Below are 19570 nucleotides of genomic sequence, written 5' to 3' on the forward strand. Positions count from 1 at the left end.
GCCAGGGAACAGAGATTCGCCGTCGCCCATGAGATTTGTCGACGCCTCCTATCAACGACGTTGTTGCGTCGATAAGCAACGCTGAGGTGTCATGGGCCAGGCTACAACAGGGTCTCGACGACTGCTGTGGCGCTACCTTACCCGGAACTGGCGTGAGCACGATCAGGCCCTGATCTCGCGTGGTGACCTGACAGTCTGGATCTCGCCCGATCTGGTTTGGCGTGGGGCGAAGGATACGGACCGGCGTAGCCGCCTTGGCATACCCGACACCATCGCTGCCGCGTGATCAGACCTGAGAAATGCCTGAGGTCAGCCCCAATCCGAAGTACACACCAAGGCCTTTCGGACAGCGGGCCTGCACTTGCAACCGCCGACAGAAAACAAGGTAGCCAGGACCAAGCCTTCCACCAGCTTGTCGATGTGGCTGATGGGCATCATCCGCCGCTCGGCGGCCCTTACCCGGCCGGCATCGCGCGGGTGCCCGGGGCATTGGCCCTGGCTAACCGGGCTGAGCCGCCCAGCTAACTGTGCAGGCCGGGCGCCTCCTGCCCAGTGCGCGCCACATACTCGGTGTAGCCGCCGCCATACTGATGGATTCCCTCCGGCGTCAGCTCCAGCACGCGATTGGAGAGCGCGGCCAGAAAGTGCCGGTCATGCGAGACGAACAGCATGGTGCCCTCGTATTCCGACAGGGCCGCGATCAGCATTTCCTTGGTTGCCATGTCCAAGTGGTTGGTCGGCTCGTCCAGTACCAGGAAATTCGGCGGGTCGTAGAGCATGCGCGCCATCACCAGCCGCGCCTTCTCCCCGCCCGAGAGCACGCGGCACCTCTTCTCCACCTCATCGCCCGAGAAGCCGAAGCAGCCGGCCAGTGCCCGCAACGAGCTTTGCGCCGCCTGGGGGAAAGCATCCTCCAGCGACTGGAACACGGTGCGCTCGCCGTCCAGCAGCTCCATGGCGTGCTGGGCGAAGTAGCCCATCTTTACGCTGCCGCCGAGCGATACCGTGCCCTGGTCCGGCGCGGTGGAACCTGCCACCAACTTCAACAAGGTGGACTTGCCGGCACCATTGGTGCCCAGCACGCAGCAGCGTTCCTTGCGACGCACCAGGAAGTCCAGCCCCTCATAGATCACCTTGCTGCCGTAGCGCTTGTGCACGCCCTTCAGGTTCACCACGTCGTCGCCCGAGCGTGGCGCCTGCCCGAACTCGAACACCACAGTCTGCCGGCGCTTCGGCGGCTCGACGCGGTCGATCTTTTCCAGCTTCTTCACACGGCTCTGCACCTGCGAGGCATGGGAGGCGCGTGCCTTGAAGCGCTCGATGAACTTGATCTCCTTGGCGAGCATTGCCTGCTGCCGCTCGAACTGCGCCTGCTGCTGTCGCTCGTTCATGGCGCGCTGCTGCTCGTAGAACTCGTAGTCGCCGGAATAGGAGTTCAGTGCGCCACCATCGATCTCCACCACCTTGTTGATGATGCGGTTCATGAACTCGCGGTCGTGCGAGGTCATCAGCAGCGCACCCTCATAGCCCTTCAGGAACCCCTCCAGCCAGATCAGGCTCTCCAGGTCCAGGTGGTTGCTGGGCTCGTCCAGCAACATCACATCGGGGCGCATCAGCAGGATGCGCGCCAACGCCACGCGCATTTTCCAGCCGCCCGACAGCTTGCCGACGTCGCCCTCCATCATCTCCTGGCTGAAGCCGAGGCCAGCCAGCACCTCCCGCGCGCGACCTTCAAGCGCGTAGCCGCCCAACTCCTCGAAGCGCCCCTGCACCTCACCGAAGCGCTCGATGATGGCGTCGAGGTCGTCCGCTTGCCCCGGGTCCGCCATGGCGGATTCCAGCGCTGCCAGCTCGGCCGCCACGGCGCTGACGTCGCCGGCGCCATCCATCACCTCCGCCACGGGGCTGCGGCCGGACATCTCCCCCACATCCTGACTGAAGAAGCCGATGCTGACGCCACGGTCCACCAGCACCTGGCCCTCATCCGGCTGCTCGCGCCCGGTGATCATGCGGAACAGGGTGGTTTTGCCTGCACCATTGGGGCCAACCAGACCGGCCTTCTCGCCGCGCTGGAGCGCTGCGGAGGCATCGATAAAGACAAGCTGCTGGCCGTTCTGCTTGCTGATGGAGTCGAGACGGATCATGAATACTCTATGCCTGGGAGCGGCGCGGTGCGCCGGCACCGGGAAGGGCTGTCCGAGAACACATCTTATGGCCAACCGTCAACCGCCACCGGAATGGCGGGGAAGGCAGTGTTCCTGCCCCTCTCCTGTGCCGCCAGCCAGCTGACGTGACCGGGGTCTGCCCTGAATCTCGCGGAGTCCGTGGAGGGCACCACGCCTGCCAGCGGGCCGCCGACTAAATCTACTCACCTGAGCAGCAGCCTATGGCAGCGCCTCTAATCTTGGCTGGACCACTTTCGGATCGACGTTCCGCCGCCAGCCAAGGACAACATCACCCGCGCACGATCTCGCGGCGCTCCTGGGCGGGCTCCAGGGAGGCGACCTCCCCGGAGCCCGGGTTCAACGGACGGTCTGCGCCGCCGTGAAGGCGAAATTGTCATAAGAGTTCTCGGCCACCCGGAACCAGGTGAACTCGTCATCTCGGTACCGACGATAGGATTCCAGCACCTTTCGGAACCTCTCGTTCCGCTGCGCTATTTCGTCGAAAACGGTGTTGGCTGCGCGCCAGGCTGTCTCGAGCACCGGACGAGAGTAAGCACGCAGCTGTGTTCCCGCCGCCACAAGGCGCCGCAACGCCTGCGGGTTGGAATGGTCATAGCGGCTGGTCAACTCAGATTCCTGCTCGAGGCAGGCGACCTGGAAGGCCTGCTTGTACTGCTCGGGTAGCGCCTCCCAGGCGCGGAGGTTCACCATGGTGAACAGGCGCGCGCTCGGTTCGAAGAAGCCGGGATAGTAGTAGTAGGGCGCAACGCGTGCGAAGCCGAGCCTCTCGTCGTCATGCGGACCCACGAACTCCACAGCATCCAGGGTGCCACGCTCCAGGGACGGGTAGATATCACCCGCGGCGATCTGGATGGGCACGGCGCCCATGCGCGCGAAGACCTCACCAGCTAGTCCGGCGACCCGGAATTTCAGGCCCTTGAAGTCGTCCGGTGTGCGTATCTCCTTGCGGAACCAGCCCCCCATCTGCGCGCCGGTATCGCCGGTCGGAAAGCCCAGAACGTTGTATTCCTTGAAGAGCTCGTTCGCTAACTCGATGCCTCCCCCATGGCGCAGCCAGGCAGTCATCTGCCGCTGGGTGAGGCCGAAAGGCAGCACTGAGAAGAAGGCGAAGGTCGGATCCTTGCCGACATAGTAGTAGGGCGCCGTGAATGCCGCCTCCACCGTGCCGGCTTGCACGGCATCCAGCGCCTGCAGGCCCCCCACGATCTCGCCCGCCGCGAAGACACGAATCTGGAAGCGGTTATCGGTGAGCGCCGCGACACGGCGCGCAACGAGTTCCGGGGCCGAGGAGAGAAGGTCGAGGCTTTTCGGGAAGGAAGACGTCAACCTCCACCGGACCTCCGGCGCGGTCTGCGCAATGGCGGGTGCGGCAAGTGACGCCGGTATGGCGGTGGCCGTAACGCCGAGCAGGACGCGACGATCCATGGTCATTTCCTCCCTCAACATCTTCTTGGATGCAAATAGGAAGCGGAAACTCTGCCTTGCGCAAGAGCAACAAAGAGAGGTGACAGATCCTTGGAAAGATCACCTTCAGATTGGGAATCCGTTTCGGTTCGGGTATCCATCAAACTGCCGGAAGTGTGCCGCCGTCACAGACGGCGTCTTGTCGTAAAGCCCATTCTCTAGGCCGACGCCGGATCGATTTAGGCCCTTGTTCCACGATAGTGGCGAAGATCCCAAGGCCCATCACCCACTCCCCGTCCCTCATGGGAAGGAGAACCGGCACCTTCAGATGCGCGCGGTGACGTCGGCAACTTCGGGCCGGTTCGGATCGCCATAGCAAATCCCGGCCATAGCGACCCATCTCGCGGTTGCCTGCTGGCAGTATCCCGGAACGCGGTGGCTCCACCGTTCAACGCCAGCCCGCGAGTTCAACCATGCGCAGCAAGGTCACGCTTACGAGCGCCGCCTCTCGGCGCCAGATCTTATCGGTCTGCTATCAGCGAGCAGCCTCCCTCAGCCAGGGGCCGGAACGCACTCTCCGCTGGCGTTGTGCCCACCATCTTGAGCAGGTCCCAAGGTCCCGTGCTTTCGGAGGGCTTCTTCACCTCGAAGAGATACATGGGATGAATCTTGCGCCCATCGGCGCGCACGATTCCCTTGCCAAAGCAGTCATCCTCGGTAGGAAGGCGCTTCATGGCGGCGACCACGGCCCGTCCATCCGCCTTGGCGCGTGCAACACCCAACTCTGACACGACCTTCAGGTAATGGAGGGTGGCGGAATAGGCGGCGGCATGGTCCATATTCGGCATGTTGCCGTTCGTCAGGCGCGGCTTCAGCCGCTCCGTGAAGGCGCGGGTCCGATCGTTCAGGTCCCAGTAGAAGCTCTCGCTGATGGTCAGCCCCTGCGCGGTCTCCAGCCCCAGCGACTTCACGTCTTGGACGAAGGCTACCAGCGCAGCCGGGCGGATTCCGGCGCGCGTTACCCCGAACTCTGCTGCCTGCTTCACGCAGTTCAGCATATCCGCCCCGGCATTGGCGAAGGCGACGACATTGGCCCGCCGGGCGCGCGCCTGGACCAGGTAGGAGGAGAAGTCGGTATTTCCAGGGAAAGGGTGCAGCGCCGAGCCCACGACCTGTCCGCCGCCGGCCTCGATGATCCGGACCGCGTCGGCCTGCATGGTCTTGCCGAAGGCGTAGTCTGCCGTAATGAAGAACCAGCGGGTTCCACCGGAGTTCAGCAAGGACCGCGCGGTGGAATTGGCGTTGGACCAGGTGTCGTAGGGCCAGTGGATGGTATTGGCGTTGCAGGACTTGCCCGTGAGGTCCGATGACGCGGCACCGGTGTTCAGGTGAACCTTGTTCCGCTCCGTCACCAGCCCGCTCACCGCCAGGGCAATGGCCGAACTGCCGACATCCATCACCACATCAACATCGCCGCGGTCAAACCATTCGCGCGCGATGCCCAAGCCAACATCGGGCCGCTGCTGGTGGTCGGCCAGCAGCACCTCTACCCGCATGCCCTTCTCGGCTGCGTTAAAGTCCGCAATTGCCTGGCGCGCGCAGATGGCGCCCGTCTCCCCGGTGATGTCCTTGTACGGGCCTGAAAGGTCCGTGAGGAACCCGATCCGGATCGTGGGTTGCTGCGCCTGGGCGCGTGCGGCAGCCGCCGCCAGCAGGCCGGTGCCCACGCCCAGGGCAGCCCGCCGGCCGATCCCACCTTGCCTCTCCGCCATGCTCAACTCCTCCCTGTTCTTGTCTTTTTCTGTTTATCAGTCCGATTCAGCCGCCGGGCGGGCCTGCCCTCAACCGTGGCGGCTCGATCCCGGACAGGTCGCATTGCGCGTCGAGCAGCGCCGAGAAGTCCTTCCCCCCGAAGCCCCGCGCACGCGCGGAGGAGAGCGTCTCCCGCCCCGCCGCCGCCATGGGAAGCGGCACGCGCGCCGCGTTGCCGGCCTCCACGATCAGGCTCAGGTCCTTATGGGCCAGGTCGATCGCGAAGCCCGGCTCCGTGTCGCCGGACAGTACCTTCTGCGGCCAGTTGACCTTCAGCTGGCCATTGGTGGCCGTGGTGCCGTGCAGAACCTCAAGAGTTCGCTCCAGGTCCAACCCGAAGCGCGCTGTCAGGGCGAGCGCCTCGGCGTTGATCGTGCAGAGCAGCACGGCGAGGTGGTTGTTCACCAGCTTCGTCCGTGTACCGCTGCCGGGCGGCCCGCAATGGTGGATCGTACTGCCCATCGCCTCCAGGAGTGGGCGGACGCGGGCGAAATCCGTCTCGCTCGCCCCCACCATGAACAGGCTCTCCCCCCGCTCCGCATGGCTGGCCAGGCGCCCGACCGGCGCATCCACGAAGCCAATGCCCTTGTCCGCGCAGGCCGCTGCCAGCGCGTCACTCGTAGCCGGGTCAACCGTGGAACTGTCCACCACCAGGGACCCGGGGGCGAGATTTGCCAGCAGGCCATCCGCGCCCAGTACGGTTTCCCGCACCTCACGCGGCCCCGGCAGCATGGTTACGACGATGGACGAGGAGCGCCCTAGCTCGGCCACTGACGAGGCTCGAACCGCCCCCAGTTCCTCGAGCGCTGTCGTGGCTGAAGGTGCCATGTCAAAGACGGACAGGGCGAACTGCCTGCGGCGCAGGTTGGACGCCATGGGACGCCCCATCCGCCCAAGACCGATGAAACCAACACGCTCCATGTGACCCTTCCTTCCCGGCGTCTTACCGGCCCTCGAAGACCGGCTTGCGCTTGTCGAACCAGGCGTTCACCGCCTCCTCGTGATCCCGCGTGGTATGCGCCAGGGCCTGGAAGGCCGCCGACATCTCCAGCAGGGAGGAGAGGCGCATATGCTGCCCCTCACGCAGCAGGCGCTTGGTCATCCGCAGCACCTGGGGTGGGTTGCGGGCGATCCGGCCCGCCAGTTCCTGGGCCGCATCCATCAGCACCGCATCCGGCACGACGCGCGAGACCAGCCCACACTCCAGCGCCGCTCGCGCGTCCAGCCGGTCTCCCGTGAAGGCCATTTCCGCCGCCTTGGACTGGCCTACCGCGCGCGGCAGCAGCCAGGCACCACCATCACCGGGCACGATGCCAACGCTGACGAAGCTTTCGGCATAGACTGAACTCTCGGCGCCAATGCGGATGTCGCACATGCAGGCCAGATCCAGCCCCGCCCCGATGGCCGGACCGTTCACCGCTGCGATGGTCGGCACGTCCAGTTCGTAGAGGGCGAGCGGAATGCGCTGGATGCCGCGCCGGTAGCTCTCACGGATGTCGGCCGGGTTCATGCCGAAACGCTCGCGCATGGATTTCAGGTCACCGCCCGCCGAGAAGGCCGTTCCTGCCCCGGTCAGGATCACGGCGCGCACATCCGCTTCGGCCGCGATGCGGCGGCAGGCCTCGGTGAAGGCCTCGGTTGTTTCCCCCTCAATGCCCAGGGCATTGCGCCGCTCCGGCGCGTTCATGGTCAGGGTGACGATGGGCCCGTCACGCTCGAAAAGAAGGAAGTCGTTCATTCCGTTGCCTCCAGCGCTGAAGGGCTCAAATGCGTGCGCACGAAGGCCAAGGTTTCGGTCGCATCGCCAGCAAGGAAGCGCCGGCCGAGCCAAGCGCCCCAATGCGCCTCCCCACCGAAGCGCATCCGGCCGGTCCGCAGCCGCTCGGTCAGAAGATGCAGGTCCAACTCCTCCGTGATGCCCATGGCGCCGTGCATCGCATGGGCAGTGGCGGAGACGCGCACCGCCGCCTCCCCCGCGCGCAGCTTGGCGGCGGCGATCCGGGTCGGGTTGAGCCCGGCAATGCCCTCGCCATCCGGCACCGAGGCAAGCTGCGCGGCCATGCGCGTGGCGAAGACATCCTCGGTCATCACGCTGATCTGTTGCTGCACGGCCTGGAAGGCGGCGACGGGGCGGCCGAATTGCTGGCGGTCCTGCGCATGGCGCACCGTGCTCTCCAGGATGCGCTCCATGGCGCCGGCCATCGCCGCCACCTCCGCCCAGGCACCGGCCGGAAACAGGCCGGAAGCAGCCACGCGCCGTCCGGCACCCGGGGGCCAGCGTAGGACGCAGCCCAGGGGAGAGCCGGCTTCCTCATCCCGCACCATCCCGTCCATGGGCAGCAAGAGAGCTTCGTCATCCCGGGGCAGAAGCACCCATTCGGCCAGACCGATGGCGGGCACCCGCACCCCGTTCCCGAAGGCCTCCCCCAAAAGGATCGCGCCGGGCGGCGGCGCCCCCCCCATCGCCGCCAGGGCGGCGCGGGCCAGCATCGTCTCGCCCACTGGCAGCGGCACGGCGAAGCGCCCCGCCATCATCAGAACGGGAAGAGCCTCCGCGGGGCTCAGACCAGTCCGGCCCGCGGCCTCCGGCACCAGCGCATCGAGGAAGCCCGCCTGCTCCAGCTTTCCCCAAAGCACCTCGGGTGAACCGCCCGCGCGGATGGCCCGCACGGCCTCGGAGGAGGCATAGCGGGAGAACAGTTCCTCGGCGGAGCGGACGAGAAGGCTGTCCATCACCGCAGCCCCATCCCGCGCGCGATCATGCCACGCAGGATCTCGCGCGTGCCGCCGCGCAGAGAGAAAGAGGGCGCCATCGCCGCCGTATAAGCGAGGGTCCGCATCAGCGGCCCCGGCGCCGGAAGACCCGGCTGCGCAAGGATATCGGCCACGACCACCGGTATCATCTGCTCGAATTCGGTGCCGAGATCCTTCACCAGCGCCGCCTCCACGATTGGGCTTTCTCCCTCCACCAGCCGCCCGGTGACGGCGATGGACATGGCGCGCAGCACCGCCAGATGTGCCAACAGCCGCCCCAGCAGCGCCTCGGCCGCCCCGGTCGCGCCAGCCTCGCGCAGCCAGCGCGCCCATTCGTCCAGCAGCACTGCGGAGGAGAGTACGCGCTCCGGCCCACTGCGCTCGAAGGCTAGCTCGGCATTCACCTGCATCCAGCCGGAACCCTCGTCGCCGATCAGCGCATCGGCGGGAAGCAGCACATCCTCGAAGACCACCTCGGAGAAATGCGCGTCCCCGGCCAGGTCGCGGATCGGGCTGATCCGCACGCCAGGCGCGTGTAGGTCCACAATGAGCTGCGAGAGGCCTTTGTGCCGGTCGGCCGGCGTGCCGCTCGTGCGCACCAGGGCGATCATGTAGTGGGAATGCTGCGCGTTGGTGGTCCAGATCTTGGCGCCGTTCAGCCGCCAGCCCTCGCCTTCCCGCACCGCGCGGGTGGTCACGCTCGCCAGATCCGATCCGGTGTTCGGCTCGCTCATGCCGATGCAGAAAAAGGCATCGGCCCGGCAGATGCGCGGCAGGTAGAAACGGCGCTGCGCTTCCGTCCCGAAGCGCTGGATCAACGGCCCGCTCTGGCGGTCCGCGATCCAATGCGCGGAAACGGGCGCACCGACGGAGAGCAATTCCTCCACCAGCACATAGCGCGCAAAGGCCCCGCGCCCGGCGCCCCCATATTCCTTCGGGAAGGTGAGGCCCAGCCAACCGCGTTCAGCCAGCTTTCGGCTGAAGCCGGGGTCGAAGCCCATCCAGGACCGTGCGCGACGCTCGGGGGGAATATCGGCCACGGCTTCCTGCAGGAAGGCGCGGATCTCCGAGCGCAGCGCCTCGTCCTCGGGCGGAATGGCGGCAAGGGGAAGGGCACCGATCATCGCGTCAGTCCAGCTTCACGCCGCTCTCGGCAATGACGCGGCCCCAGCGCGCGGTTTCCTCGCGCAGGATGCGGCCATATTCCTCGGGGGTGGAGCCCAGCGGCTCGGTGCCTTGCTCGGCCAGCCTCGCCCGCACATCCGGATCGGCCAAGGCCTGCATCGCCACCGCGTTCAGCCGCTCGATGATGGCGGGCGCGGTCCGCACGGGCACCATGATCCCCTGCCAGGCGCCCACCTCGAACCCCGGGAGCAGCGTCTCGGCAACTGTCGGAACATCGGGCAAGGGTGCCAAGCGCTTCGGGCTGGTCACGGCCAGCGCCCGCAGCCGCCCCTCGCGGATCAGGGGCAGCGCGGAGTTCACCGTGTCCGTCAGGAACTGCACCTGCCCCGCGGCGGCATCCACCAGGGCGGGGGCGCTGCCGCGATAGCCGACATGCACGGCCTCCAGCCCCTGGGAGCGCAGCAGCAGGAAGGCACCGAGATGGGTGACATTGCCATTGCCCGCGGAGCCATAGGAGAGCGCACCGGGCCGCGCGCGGACATAATCCACGAAGCCCCGGATATCCCGCACCGGCAGAGACGGGTTCACCGCCAGCACCAGCGGGATGGTCGCGGTCTGCACCACCGGCGCCAGGTCGCGCATCGCATCATAGGGCAGGCGCGTGTAGAGCGCGGGGCTGAGGGCGATGGAGGAGGTGTTGTAGAGCACCGTGTAGCCGTCGGGCTCCGCCTTCGCGACCACCTCGTTGCCGATATTGCCGTTCGCGCCGGGCCGGTTCTCCACCGGAATCGGCTGGCCCAGGCTGCGCGACATGCGCTCGGCCAGCACGCGCGCGACGATGTCGGTCGGCCCGCCCGGCGGAAAAGGCACGACCAGCCGGATCGGCCGCGCAGGCCAGGGCGTCGATTGCGCCCGCGCGCCGGACGAAGCAGCGGGCACGGTCGCCAGCGCGGCGATGCCGGCCAGCAGGCTACGGCGACCGAGATGGTTCATGCCGTCCTCTCCGCTTCCTTGTCCTGCCGGGCGGGCTCGGCCGTCGCGATCACGCCAGATGCGCACAATGCCTCGATCTGCGCTCCATCCAGCCCCAGCTCCGACGCCAGCACCGCGCGCGTGTCCTGCCCTAGCCGTGGCGGGGCCAAGCGGTAGCTGGCCGGGCTCCGGGACAGGCGGCCGGGATAGGCGATCACCGTCACCTCTGTCCCGTCATCGCGCCGCATCCTGCGCAGCATCTCTCGCGCGGCGATCTGCGGGTCCGCCAGCACCTGATCAATGGAGTTGATCGGCCCGCCCGGCACGCCGGCCTTCGCCATGGCAGCCAGCAGATCCGCCGCGCGCCAGGGCGCAATGGCGCGCGCCAGTTCCACCTCCAGCACGCGCCGGTCTCGCAGCCGCCCGGCATTGGTGGCGAAGCGGGGATCGGCCGCCAGATCCTCGCGCCCGAGAAGTCTGCAGAGCGCAAAGAACTGCCCGTCGCTGCCGCAGGTGACAAGGATGTAGTCGTCGCTGGCCGCGAAGTCGCGATAGGGCACGACATTCGGATGGGCATTACCCAACCGCTGCGGCACCTCGCCGCCGACCAGGAAATTCATCGCCTGGTTCACCAGCAGCGCGACCTGGCTGTCCAGCAGCGCGAGGTCGATGTGCTGCCCTTCCCCGGTGAGGTGGCGATGGTTGATCGCGGCTAGGATGGCGGTGGCGGCGTAGAGCCCCGTGAAGAGATCGCTGACCGGCAGCCCAACCTTCACGGGCCCCTCCCCAGGCTCACCCTCGGGGCGGCCGGTGACGCTCATCAGCCCGCTCATGCCCTGGATCAGGAAATCGTAACCGCCGCGCGAGGCATAGGGGCCCGTCTGCCCGAAGCCGGTGATGGAACAGTAAATCAGGCGCGGGTTCCGCCGCAGCAAGGACGCAGCGTCCAGCCCGTATTTCGCCAGCCCGCCGGTGCGGAAGTTCTCCACGAGGATGTCGGCCCCCTCGGCCATCCGCTGCACGAGCGCGGCGCCTTCGGGTCGCGAGAAGTCGATGGCGAGGGAGCGCTTGTTGCGGTTGGTGCAGAGATAATAGGCCGCATCCGGCCGCGCCGAGCCGTCCTCCAGGAAGGGCGGCCCCCAGCCCCGCGTGTCGTCGCCCTTGCCCGGCTGCTCCACCTTCAGCACTTCGGCCCCGAGATCACCGAGGATCTGCGTCGCCCACGGCGCGGCCAGCACGCGCGAGAGGTCCAGCACCTTCAGCCCTGCCAACGGCCCAGCCCCGCTGGCGGCACCCTCCGGCCGCAACTCGGCCGTCATGGTGGTCGCGCTCTGGCCCATTCGGCCGTTTCCTCCTGGCGACGCTTCGAAGCCCGCCCTTTGATTTCATTTGATGAAATTCAGTTTCAAATCTAGCCTAACAGAGGGATCCCGCACCGGGAAACACCAATCTGCCTCCCGTTCACGGAAATTCGCCATGCCCTCCTACGAGCCCGTCACGGCGCTTCTGCGCGGCCTGGACGTCCTGCGCGCGGTGAACCGGCTAGATGGCGCTACAGTGAAGGGCATCCACCGCCTCACCGGCCTTAACCAGCCCGCCGTTGTGCGGATGTTGGAGACGCTGATCCATGCGGGGTTGGTCGTACGCCACCCGGATCAGGCCGTGTACCTTCCAACCGGGCGCACGCTGGAACTCAGTGCGGGCTATGCCGCGCACCGGGAGGTCGGCCTCGCGGCCACGCCGGTGATGGAAGCGCTGCGCCGCAGCACCGGCTGGCCCTCCGATGTCGCCGTCTTCGATGGCGACGCAATGGTGGTCGCCCATACGAGCCGCGTGGAGGGACGGCTTCTTTTCGGGCGAAGGTCTGGCTATCGCGCGCCGATCCTGGCCACCTCGCTCGGCCGCGCCTTCCTGGCCTTCTGTGAGCCGGCAGAGCGGGAGCGGGCCCTCTCCCTCGCCACGCGCTCGGCCGAGCCCTGGAACGAGCCGGCGCGCGATGCCGCACGGGCCGAGGCCTTCCTGCGCGAAATACGCGCGCAGGGATACGCCGTGATGGACGATGCCTATTCCGCGCGAGAATACGGCGGTTTGGCGAGCGCGATCGGCGTTCCCGTCCTACTAAATGGCGCCGCGATCGCCGCACTCAACCTGATGTACCTCAACGAAGCATCGCAACGTGACGAAATCGTGCGTCGCTTCCTGCCCCTGCTCCAGGATGCGGCCAGGGAGCTCTCCGGAGCTCTCGCGCAATCACGCGGCGGGGTATCGCAGGGGGCGTGAAGGGCCGGAGCGGCCCCCGGGTTCGGAACCGCGATGCCATGAACAGCGCGGTCACGATCCAGCCCCCTCCGGCCCTAACCGGTCAGAAGGTCACCGTCATAAGAAGGCGCACGGTCCGGCCGGGCAGCAGAACCTCGTCCTTCTTGAAGGAGGCGACGTTCCGGATATCGCGATCCAGCAGGTTAGTGCCAATGACGGAGAAGTTCGCAGCCCTGTTCTCGTCTAGACGCGCCGTGTAGCCGATCCGCGCGTTCAGCAGATCGAAACCCTTCGTCGGTGTCTCGTTCTCGCTCACACGGTTCTGGTTGAAGGCGTGCAGGTAGTCGACGCCACCCTGGAAGGTACCGTCACGCCAGTATACGCCACCGCCGAGGCGATGGGGCGGAATGCGGGGCAGGTTCCCGCCACCGCTCTCAAACTGGGCCCGGACGAAATCGTAGCGCGCGGAGACGCCGAAATTTCCGTCCCACAGATCAAAGAGATCCTGCTCCGCCTTGGCCTCCACGCCGTAAAAGCGGGCATTCCGCTGGCCGAAGGCGACCTGACGGAAGTCCCCATCCAGCCCCGGCGCGCAGGAGCTGAACTCCTCGCCGCAGCTGTTGCCGGTGAGGGCGCGGTAGATGAAGCCGTCGAAGTGCGACAGGAAGGCGCTTGCGTCAAAGCGGGTGGACCCGGCCACCCTTGCCAGCCCGATCTCGACGGTTGCAGCCTTCTCCTTCCTCAGATTGGGATCGCCGATGTCGAAGGTGCCTGATGCGTCATGGGCGCCGCGCGAGAAAAGCTCGGCGGCGCTGGGCGACCGCTGGACATACTGACCTGTCACCCGCGCCTGCATGTCCCAGGGCAGGTCCCGGAGCAGGCCGAGGCTGACGCTGACCGGCATGAAATTGCGGCGCCGGCCGGTGTTCTCCAGTTCCTCGTCCGAATCCGCGGGCAGATTCCCGCCGGGGAAGATGGCGGTAGAGCCGGCGATGCGGGCGAACTCGACCCGGGTAGACGCCTGCAGCCGGAGACGCGGCGAGAGTGTCAACTCTTCAAACAAGTAGCCGGCATAGCGGTCCGTCCGGGCCGGAGGCAGGAATTCCAGGAACTCGCCGGTGGTACGCAGCCTCTCCCGCTCGATTGACACGCCGAAAGTGCCGTTCAGAGCACCGATGCCCGTGTTGATCGGGACGTGCTGCATCTCGACGCGGCTATCCCAGGTGTTGTTCCGGAACCCGCCATGCACCACCCGCTCGCCGACGGCGCCAAACTCCTCCTCTCCGCCGTGCCCATCGGCCTCCGCCGCGCCGATTTCCTCGTGATGGTAGTTGGTAAAACCCAGCCAGGCGCTGATGCGTTGGATGGGACCGCGGCCCGGACGGTACTCGCCGCGTGTGGACCAGCGTACCTGCTCGGCATTGATCTGCGTGCGCGTCTCGGCCTCTTCGCCGCCGGGAATGCCGTAGAGGCTCCGGAAATGCGAAATCGACGTGCCGATGAAGCCTTGGTCGAAGATGTAGCTCAGGCCCGCGGATTTTCCGTCGGTGCGCACGCCGCTGTTCGCCTGGCGGCCGCCGCCGGGGATGCGGTAGTCGCTGTCGTAGCGCCCAAAAACATCGAAATGCGCGACGAAGTTGCCGGCGCGCAGATCGGTGCTGCCCACCCCGTCCCAGCCGCGCGAGCCGCTGTTCCAGCCTCCTGAGACCCGCCCCTGGACCGCTCGATCCGGCAGGGTCGTGGGGATGCGGTTGTTGATGAGGTTGACCACGCCACCGATCGCCTGCGAGCCCCAGCGCAGCGAGGCCGGCCCGCGGACCACCTCGATGCGGTCCGCCGATAGGGGATCGAGCGGCACGACATGATCCTCGCCGAAGGCGGAGGCGTCACCAGCGCCGAAGCCGTTCTCCTGCAGACGGACACGGAAGGTATCCAGGCCGCGGATAATGGGCCGGCTGGCACCCGGAGCGAAGGTGGTGGCGCTGATGCCGGGCTCGAAGAGCAGGACGTCCCCGAGAGAGCGGGCAGGCTGGATGGCGATCTGCTGCTGGTCGAGCGTCGTCACCGGCACGAAGCTGCCGAGTTGGTCAGTGGCGATAGGACTCGCAGTGACCGAAACCGTTGGGATCGAGACGGGCTCTTGTGCTTGCGCCCACTCGGACGCGCACAGGCAGGTCAGGGCGGTCGCCGTCGCCAGCAACGTTGTGCGATACGAAATCGTCATTGGGCTTCACCATTGCTCGCCAGTTACGCCATATTCCGGCAGTCATGTTACGTTATACTATAACGCATGCGAGAGCAATCATTCCGCACGCAGGTGCGGCACAGATCCTGGAGTTAGCGGAAGCATGCCGCTGTGCTGCCGGTGCGCGGCTTACGCTGTGGCACTGCCCGCGGTCGGGGCTCATGAGGGACCATGAGCACGCTTGACACTCCTCGCCGCCCCTGGTGCGCTCCTTGCATCGGATGGACGGCCGTTTCCCGCCTGAGGAGCCCCCCCCGCATGTTCCCAGCATCCCGCCGCCTGCTCCTGACGGCCGCGGCCGCGGCCGCCCTACCGGATCTCGCTGCCGCGCAAGGCACGCGCATGTTGGATCTTGCTGTCAGCGCCCCACCCAGTTCGGTGGACCCGCACTACTACACGCTGACGCCGAACAGTGCCCTGGCCCAGCACATCTTCGACAACCTCGTACATCGCGACGCCCAGGGCCGCCTCATTCCCGGCCTCGCCGAATCCTGGCGCCTGGTCGATGACACCACCTGGGAATTCAAGCTGCGCGAGGGCGTCCGCTTCCACAACGGCGAGCCCTTCACCGCCGCCGATGTCACCTACACCATCAACCGCGTGCCGCATGTGCTGAATAGCCCCGGCTCCTTTGCCGTCTTCACCAAGGCAATCCAGGGCATGGAGGTGGTGAACCCCCACCTTATCCGCATGCGGACCGCCGGAGTTTACCCGCTTCTGCCCGCCGACATGTCCCAGGTCTTCATCATCTGGCACGGCCTTGGCGAGAACCCCTCAACCGGCGATTTCAATAGTGGCAAGAACGCCATCGGTACCGGCCCCTTCCGCTTCATCAGCTTTCGCTCCAACGACCGCGTGGAGCTGGAGCGCAATGACGCCTATTGGGGTGCGAAGCCTACCTGGGGTCGCGTGAACTACCGCATGATCTCTAATGACGGCGCTCGTGTGGCCGCCCTCCAGGCTGGCGATGTCAGCTTTATCGATGCCGTTCCCACCTCCGACATCGCGCGCCTCCGCACTGAACCCAACCTCACCATCTCGGAGACTGTCAGTCTCCGCTCCGTCTATCTGCGCTCCGACTTTCGTTCCCAGTCGCCCTACGCCACCGGCCCGAACGGGGAAGCCCTGGCGCGCAACCCCATGACGGACCTACGCGTGCGCCAGGCCCTCACCACCGCCATCAACCGCCAGGCTATCGCCGACCGCATCATGTCCGGTGCCGCCATTCCCACCGGCCAGTTCATGCCTCCCGGCGCCTATGGCTACGTCCCTGACCTACCGCCCCCCGCTTTCGACCCCGAACGCGCAAAGAAGATTCTGGCCGAAGCCGGCTACCCTCAGGGTTTTACCATCACCCTCCTGGCCTCCAACGATCGCTACGTGAACGATGCCCAGGTCGCTCAGAGCATCGGCCAGATGTGGACCCGGATTGGCGTAAGAACGAAGGTCGAGACCATGCCCTTCTCGGTCGTGGCCCAGCGCGTTGCCCGCTTCGACAACTCCATGTCCCTCGGTGGCTGGGCTAACTCCAATGGCGAGCCCTCCTCCGGCCTCCGCGGCCTCCTCGGCACCCGTGACATGGAGAAGGGCTGGGGCACGGTGAACCGCACCGGCTACTCCAATCCGCATTTCGACGAAGTCCTGGGCCGCGCCATGGCCACCACCGACGACGAGGCACGCGAAAAGCTCATGCAGGAGGCCACGAGGATTGCGGCCGCGGACGTCGCCTGGATACCCCTGCACGTCCAGAAGAACATCTGGGCCATGCGCCGGGGCCTGAAGCACACCCCGCGTGCGGACGAGATGACTCTCGCCATGGATGTCCGCCCGGCCTGACCCTTCAGGCGGGCCGCCCAGCGCGGCCCGCCCCAGGGGACACTCAGGCCGCTGACCGCTCTCCAACGCTCCCCAGTTCCCGCTCGACCAGGCTTACCCAGTACCCCACCCCATACGGAATGGCGTCGTCGTTGAAGTCGTAATACGGCGTGTGCAGCCCCTGGGATGTCGCGCCGCCCCCGCCATTCCCCATGAACATGAACGCCCCCGGGCGCGCCTCCAGCATCGCGGAGAAGTCCTCCGCCCCCAGCACCAGCGGCGCATTCCCCTCCACATTTCCTGCCCCGACCAGCGCGGCCGCCGCCTCCATCGCGACCTCCGTCTGCTCCTCGTGGTTGAGCAGCGGGGAGGTCCCGCGCCGGTAGGCGACTTCCGCCGAACACCCAAAGCTCCCCGCCAGCCCCGAGGCCAACTCTCCGATCCGCCGCTCAATCGTGTCCCGCACTGCCGGCGTGTAGGACCGTGCCGTCCCGCCGATCACCAGCTCCGCCGGCATCACGTTGAGCGATTCCATGGATCCGCCGTGAATGGCGCCGACGCTGATCACCGCGGCGTCCACTGCCGCGATGTTGCGTGAGACCACGGTCTGCAGCGCCAGCACGAACTGCGCCTGCAGCACCGTTACATCCGTTGAGAGATGAGGGGCCGCTCCGCCATGCCCGCCGGTGCCCCGGAAGGTCACGACCCATCGGTCCGCCGCCGCCATCGCCGGCCCGGGCCGGATCGCGAACTGCCCGACCGGCATCCCGGGCTCGTTATGCAGGCCATAGACAGCATCCACTGGGAAGCGTTCGAACAACCCATCCGCCAGCATCGCCCGCGCGCCCCCGCGCCCTTCCTCGGCGGGCTGGAAAATGAACTGCACCGTTCCGCCAAAGTTTGGGTTCTGCGAAAGATGCCGTGCAGCGCCGAGCAGCATCGCCGTGTGCCCGTCATGCCCGCATGCATGCATGGTCCCCGGGTTCGTGGAGGCATAGGGAAGCCCCGTCCCCTCCGGGATCGCCAGCGCGTCCATGTCGCAGCGCAGCCCGATCGCCCGCTGTCCCGGCAGTCGTCCCTTAAGCGTGGCGACAACGCCGTACTTTCCAACCTCCTCCGTCACCTCCAGCCCCCAGCCCCGCAGCGTCTTCGCCACCAGCGCCGAGGTTCGAGCCTCCTCCATTCCCATCTCCGGATGGGCATGAATGTCTCGTCGGATAGCAATCAGCTCGGGATGCAGGGCCTTAATCTGGGCCAGGGCTGTTTCGTCCATTGGGCAGGGCTCCGTGCAGGCGGTCCGAGCCGAAATGATGAGCCGCCCTGCCCACGCTGCCTAGACCCGGCGCCTCGGATGCCTACCTGGAGGGCGTTACGGAGCTGAGTGCGGCTTCGTTCAAGGTGGAGGCCATCCTGCCGGCGCCTACGCGCGCCTGCCCGCAACCATCGCGGGCCTGCACCTCGTCGCTTCCCCATCCCGCCACTCCGACGCGCCGCCGAACTCGCCGGCAGTGCGTCAAACTCCCCGGAGCAGATTGCCGCAGGGCGAGGTTATTCTAAGGCGAAACCTGCCCTCTAGAACGCCTTCAAGCCCGAAAGACCTAAACGGCGTGCTTGCCCTTCCCGGTGGTGTTTCTCTTCGTCTCCTCCGTGACCCCGGCATCGGGTTCAGCCCGCTCGTCGGGCTGGCCTGGCGCATCCCCTGGAGCCCCCTTGACGCGGATGTTCACCGGCCCGCCAGGCGCGTCGGGACCGACGAAATTGTTGTTGTCTCCGGGTTGCGGCTTGTACTGATGCTCGGGCGATTTGTCGCGCGGCCTCGGATAGGGCCCGCTGAAACCGGTGGCGCTGGAGACGGCATTCTCCTCGGGCAGGATGCTGGCGCCCTTTTTGTCCTCATTGTCGGGCGGGCACATAGCTTACTCCTTCCTAATGGCTGGAGGGTAACGCCCGCCACCCCCGGCAGTTTGGCACCAAGCCGCCCGGCGCGTTGCCTGCAATTCCGGGTCCGTGTTCCAGGCCCGAACGGAGCCGGCGCCCCACGAGGGGCCCATCAGTCGGCGCGAGATATCGGGGAAGCCGCCGCGCCCGTCTGCGTAGATGGCTCAGGGGGACATAGTTCAGATAAACTGCCCCCTCAGGAAGCCCAGGGCTGGTAGTGGACGCCAACTACGGGGGAGGTCGGCACGGCGAATGGGTGAAACTGTGTAGTTAGGCAGGGGCATGCTGGAACTGCGCAAGAACCCTGCATAGGCGCGGACCTGCTGTTCCCGCCAGGTCCGGTCGGCATCGGCCGCCGCACGGCTGGCATAAATCTCGGCAACCCGCGTCTTCCGGCCGACCGCGGCGACCACGGCCCAGAGCTTGTCATCACGCACCCGGCTGAGGCTGACCACCCGATCAGGGAACGGCCCCTGAACGGGCTGGTTCATCGATCCAGCCTCGCTCATCTGGCCCCACCGTGGTGACGGTCGGCTTTCGTATGCATGCAGTCCATCTGTGCTCTGCCAGCCTCGCGCACAAGGGCAGCAGGGAAGAAGCTCACATACCCGTTAGGGCACCGCAAGTCGGATTAGGCGGCGGCATCCCGACCACGCCAGTAACTGGCCATCCTCCAACGGGGGCTTCGTAGTCTTCATATCCCGCACCTCGGGGGAGGACAGCATTTTGAGCGTTAGCCGATGTCGGCAGTGCCGCCGAGTGAGCAGCAGGTGTCGACGATGGACTTGCTGCTGCGATGAGCCACCGGTTCGGCTGGCGCAACAGGGTCTCCTTGATGCTGGAGGGTACAGCATCGGTGCTGGCCATGACCGGCTAGGACTTCCAGCCATAGGCGAGACACTGTTTCTCGCTGGCGCTGCGGGGCTTGCCCAGACCACGCACTTCCTTTCTCACGCCCAAGTAGGAACAGCGGAGGTCCTGTCCACGGATCATGTTTCGGTTCGTGGATGCTGCGGTCGTGAGGACTGGCTTTGCTCGGCCCCGGCAGCCGGATAACGCG

At 66.6% G+C, this 19570-nt stretch carries 16 protein-coding genes; 3 read left to right on the top strand and 13 right to left on the bottom strand.

Features of this window, described 5'->3' with window-relative positions; genetic code table 11:
- Positions 1 to 91: 91 nt before the first annotated feature.
- Positions 92 to 286: a hypothetical protein gene (locus tag ACO1BU_RS23255; RefSeq protein WP_424138351.1), complete on the top strand. Its 195-nt coding sequence runs from the start codon at positions 92 to 94 to the stop codon at positions 284 to 286.
- 235 nt (positions 287 to 521) lie between these two features.
- Here the strand turns inward: ACO1BU_RS23255 and abc-f are convergent, their stop codons facing one another.
- From abc-f to ACO1BU_RS23300, 9 genes are all read right to left on the bottom strand, one after another.
- Positions 522 to 2144 (bottom strand): ribosomal protection-like ABC-F family protein, encoded by a 1623-nt coding sequence (gene abc-f / locus ACO1BU_RS23260; RefSeq protein ID WP_424138352.1) that lies wholly within the window; start codon positions 2142 to 2144, stop codon positions 522 to 524.
- A gap of 378 nt (positions 2145 to 2522) precedes the next feature.
- A complete protein-coding gene (locus tag ACO1BU_RS23265) occupies positions 2523 to 3611 on the bottom strand; it encodes a TRAP transporter substrate-binding protein (RefSeq protein ID WP_424138353.1) in 1089 nt (362 codons plus the stop codon).
- Positions 3612 to 4111: 500 nt separating this feature from the next.
- Complete coding sequence (locus ACO1BU_RS23270) at positions 4112 to 5362, bottom strand: ABC transporter substrate-binding protein (protein ID WP_424138354.1); 1251 nt, start codon at positions 5360 to 5362, stop codon at positions 4112 to 4114.
- Between the two features lie 46 nt (positions 5363 to 5408).
- Entirely contained in the window at positions 5409 to 6323 is a 915-nt protein-coding gene (locus ACO1BU_RS23275) for an NAD(P)-dependent oxidoreductase (RefSeq protein WP_424138355.1), read from the bottom strand.
- Positions 6324 to 6345: 22 nt separating this feature from the next.
- On the bottom strand, positions 6346 to 7140 hold the full coding sequence (locus ACO1BU_RS23280) for a crotonase/enoyl-CoA hydratase family protein (RefSeq protein WP_424138356.1): 795 nt from the start codon (positions 7138 to 7140) through the stop codon (positions 6346 to 6348).
- Entirely contained in the window at positions 7137 to 8135 is a 999-nt protein-coding gene (locus ACO1BU_RS23285; protein WP_424138357.1) for an acyl-CoA dehydrogenase family protein, read from the bottom strand. Before ACO1BU_RS23285 ends, ACO1BU_RS23280 begins: the two co-directional genes overlap by 4 nt.
- Positions 8135 to 9280, bottom strand: coding sequence for an acyl-CoA dehydrogenase family protein (locus tag ACO1BU_RS23290; protein WP_424138358.1), 1146 nt, complete (start codon positions 9278 to 9280; stop codon positions 8135 to 8137). The genes ACO1BU_RS23285 and ACO1BU_RS23290 overlap by 1 nt, the downstream gene beginning before the upstream one ends.
- Positions 9281 to 9284: 4 nt before the next feature.
- Positions 9285 to 10274, bottom strand: coding sequence for a Bug family tripartite tricarboxylate transporter substrate binding protein (locus ACO1BU_RS23295; protein ID WP_424138359.1), 990 nt, complete (start codon positions 10272 to 10274; stop codon positions 9285 to 9287).
- Positions 10271 to 11593, bottom strand: coding sequence for a CaiB/BaiF CoA transferase family protein (locus ACO1BU_RS23300; protein WP_424138360.1), 1323 nt, complete (start codon positions 11591 to 11593; stop codon positions 10271 to 10273). Before ACO1BU_RS23300 ends, ACO1BU_RS23295 begins: the two co-directional genes overlap by 4 nt.
- A gap of 136 nt (positions 11594 to 11729) precedes the next feature.
- On the opposite strand from ACO1BU_RS23300, the gene ACO1BU_RS23305 reads away from it, so the two are divergent.
- Positions 11730 to 12533 (top strand): IclR family transcriptional regulator domain-containing protein, encoded by an 804-nt coding sequence (locus ACO1BU_RS23305; protein WP_424138361.1) that lies wholly within the window; start codon positions 11730 to 11732, stop codon positions 12531 to 12533.
- A gap of 82 nt (positions 12534 to 12615) precedes the next feature.
- Here ACO1BU_RS23305 and ACO1BU_RS23310 read toward each other — a convergent pair whose 3' ends face one another.
- On the bottom strand, positions 12616 to 14736 hold the full coding sequence (locus ACO1BU_RS23310; RefSeq protein WP_424138362.1) for a TonB-dependent receptor: 2121 nt from the start codon (positions 14734 to 14736) through the stop codon (positions 12616 to 12618).
- Positions 14737 to 15015: 279 nt separating this feature from the next.
- Between ACO1BU_RS23310 and ACO1BU_RS23315 the strand changes: the two genes are divergently transcribed.
- Positions 15016 to 16593: an ABC transporter substrate-binding protein gene (locus ACO1BU_RS23315; RefSeq protein WP_424138363.1), complete on the top strand. Its 1578-nt coding sequence runs from the start codon at positions 15016 to 15018 to the stop codon at positions 16591 to 16593.
- A 43-nt stretch (positions 16594 to 16636) separates the two neighbouring features.
- Here the strand turns inward: ACO1BU_RS23315 and ACO1BU_RS23320 are convergent, their stop codons facing one another.
- From ACO1BU_RS23320 to ACO1BU_RS23330, 3 genes are all read right to left on the bottom strand, one after another.
- Entirely contained in the window at positions 16637 to 17845 is a 1209-nt protein-coding gene (locus ACO1BU_RS23320; RefSeq protein WP_424138364.1) for a M20 aminoacylase family protein, read from the bottom strand.
- A gap of 325 nt (positions 17846 to 18170) precedes the next feature.
- Complete coding sequence (locus tag ACO1BU_RS23325) at positions 18171 to 18485, bottom strand: hypothetical protein (protein WP_424138365.1); 315 nt, start codon at positions 18483 to 18485, stop codon at positions 18171 to 18173.
- A 204-nt stretch (positions 18486 to 18689) separates the two neighbouring features.
- Positions 18690 to 19001, bottom strand: a complete 312-nt coding sequence (locus ACO1BU_RS23330; RefSeq protein ID WP_424138380.1) for a hypothetical protein — start codon at positions 18999 to 19001, stop codon at positions 18690 to 18692.
- Positions 19002 to 19570 lie beyond the last annotated feature (569 nt).

Source organism: Roseomonas chloroacetimidivorans (assembly GCF_049629625.1).
Classification (GTDB): Bacteria; Pseudomonadota; Alphaproteobacteria; order Acetobacterales; family Acetobacteraceae; genus Roseomonas; species Roseomonas chloroacetimidivorans.

Excerpts from the sequence above, each read along its gene's own strand:
- ACO1BU_RS23255 (WP_424138351.1), top strand. The coding sequence starts at position 92 with ATGGGCCAGGCTACAACAGGGTCTCGACGACTGCTGTGGCGCTACCTT.
- abc-f (WP_424138352.1), bottom strand. The coding sequence starts at position 2,144 with ATGATCCGTCTCGACTCCATCAGCAAGCAGAACGGCCAGCAGCTTGTC.
- ACO1BU_RS23265 (WP_424138353.1), bottom strand. The coding sequence starts at position 3,611 with ATGGATCGTCGCGTCCTGCTCGGCGTTACGGCCACCGCCATACCGGCG.
- ACO1BU_RS23270 (WP_424138354.1), bottom strand. The coding sequence starts at position 5,362 with ATGGCGGAGAGGCAAGGTGGGATCGGCCGGCGGGCTGCCCTGGGCGTG.
- ACO1BU_RS23275 (WP_424138355.1), bottom strand. The coding sequence starts at position 6,323 with ATGGAGCGTGTTGGTTTCATCGGTCTTGGGCGGATGGGGCGTCCCATG.
- ACO1BU_RS23280 (WP_424138356.1), bottom strand. The coding sequence starts at position 7,140 with ATGAACGACTTCCTTCTTTTCGAGCGTGACGGGCCCATCGTCACCCTG.
- ACO1BU_RS23285 (WP_424138357.1), bottom strand. The coding sequence starts at position 8,135 with ATGGACAGCCTTCTCGTCCGCTCCGCCGAGGAACTGTTCTCCCGCTAT.
- ACO1BU_RS23290 (WP_424138358.1), bottom strand. The coding sequence starts at position 9,280 with ATGATCGGTGCCCTTCCCCTTGCCGCCATTCCGCCCGAGGACGAGGCG.
- ACO1BU_RS23295 (WP_424138359.1), bottom strand. The coding sequence starts at position 10,274 with ATGAACCATCTCGGTCGCCGTAGCCTGCTGGCCGGCATCGCCGCGCTG.
- ACO1BU_RS23300 (WP_424138360.1), bottom strand. The coding sequence starts at position 11,593 with ATGGGCCAGAGCGCGACCACCATGACGGCCGAGTTGCGGCCGGAGGGT.
- ACO1BU_RS23305 (WP_424138361.1), top strand. The coding sequence starts at position 11,730 with ATGCCCTCCTACGAGCCCGTCACGGCGCTTCTGCGCGGCCTGGACGTC.
- ACO1BU_RS23310 (WP_424138362.1), bottom strand. The coding sequence starts at position 14,736 with ATGACGATTTCGTATCGCACAACGTTGCTGGCGACGGCGACCGCCCTG.
- ACO1BU_RS23315 (WP_424138363.1), top strand. The coding sequence starts at position 15,016 with ATGTTCCCAGCATCCCGCCGCCTGCTCCTGACGGCCGCGGCCGCGGCC.
- ACO1BU_RS23320 (WP_424138364.1), bottom strand. The coding sequence starts at position 17,845 with ATGGACGAAACAGCCCTGGCCCAGATTAAGGCCCTGCATCCCGAGCTG.
- ACO1BU_RS23325 (WP_424138365.1), bottom strand. The coding sequence starts at position 18,485 with ATGTGCCCGCCCGACAATGAGGACAAAAAGGGCGCCAGCATCCTGCCC.
- ACO1BU_RS23330 (WP_424138380.1), bottom strand. The coding sequence starts at position 19,001 with ATGAACCAGCCCGTTCAGGGGCCGTTCCCTGATCGGGTGGTCAGCCTC.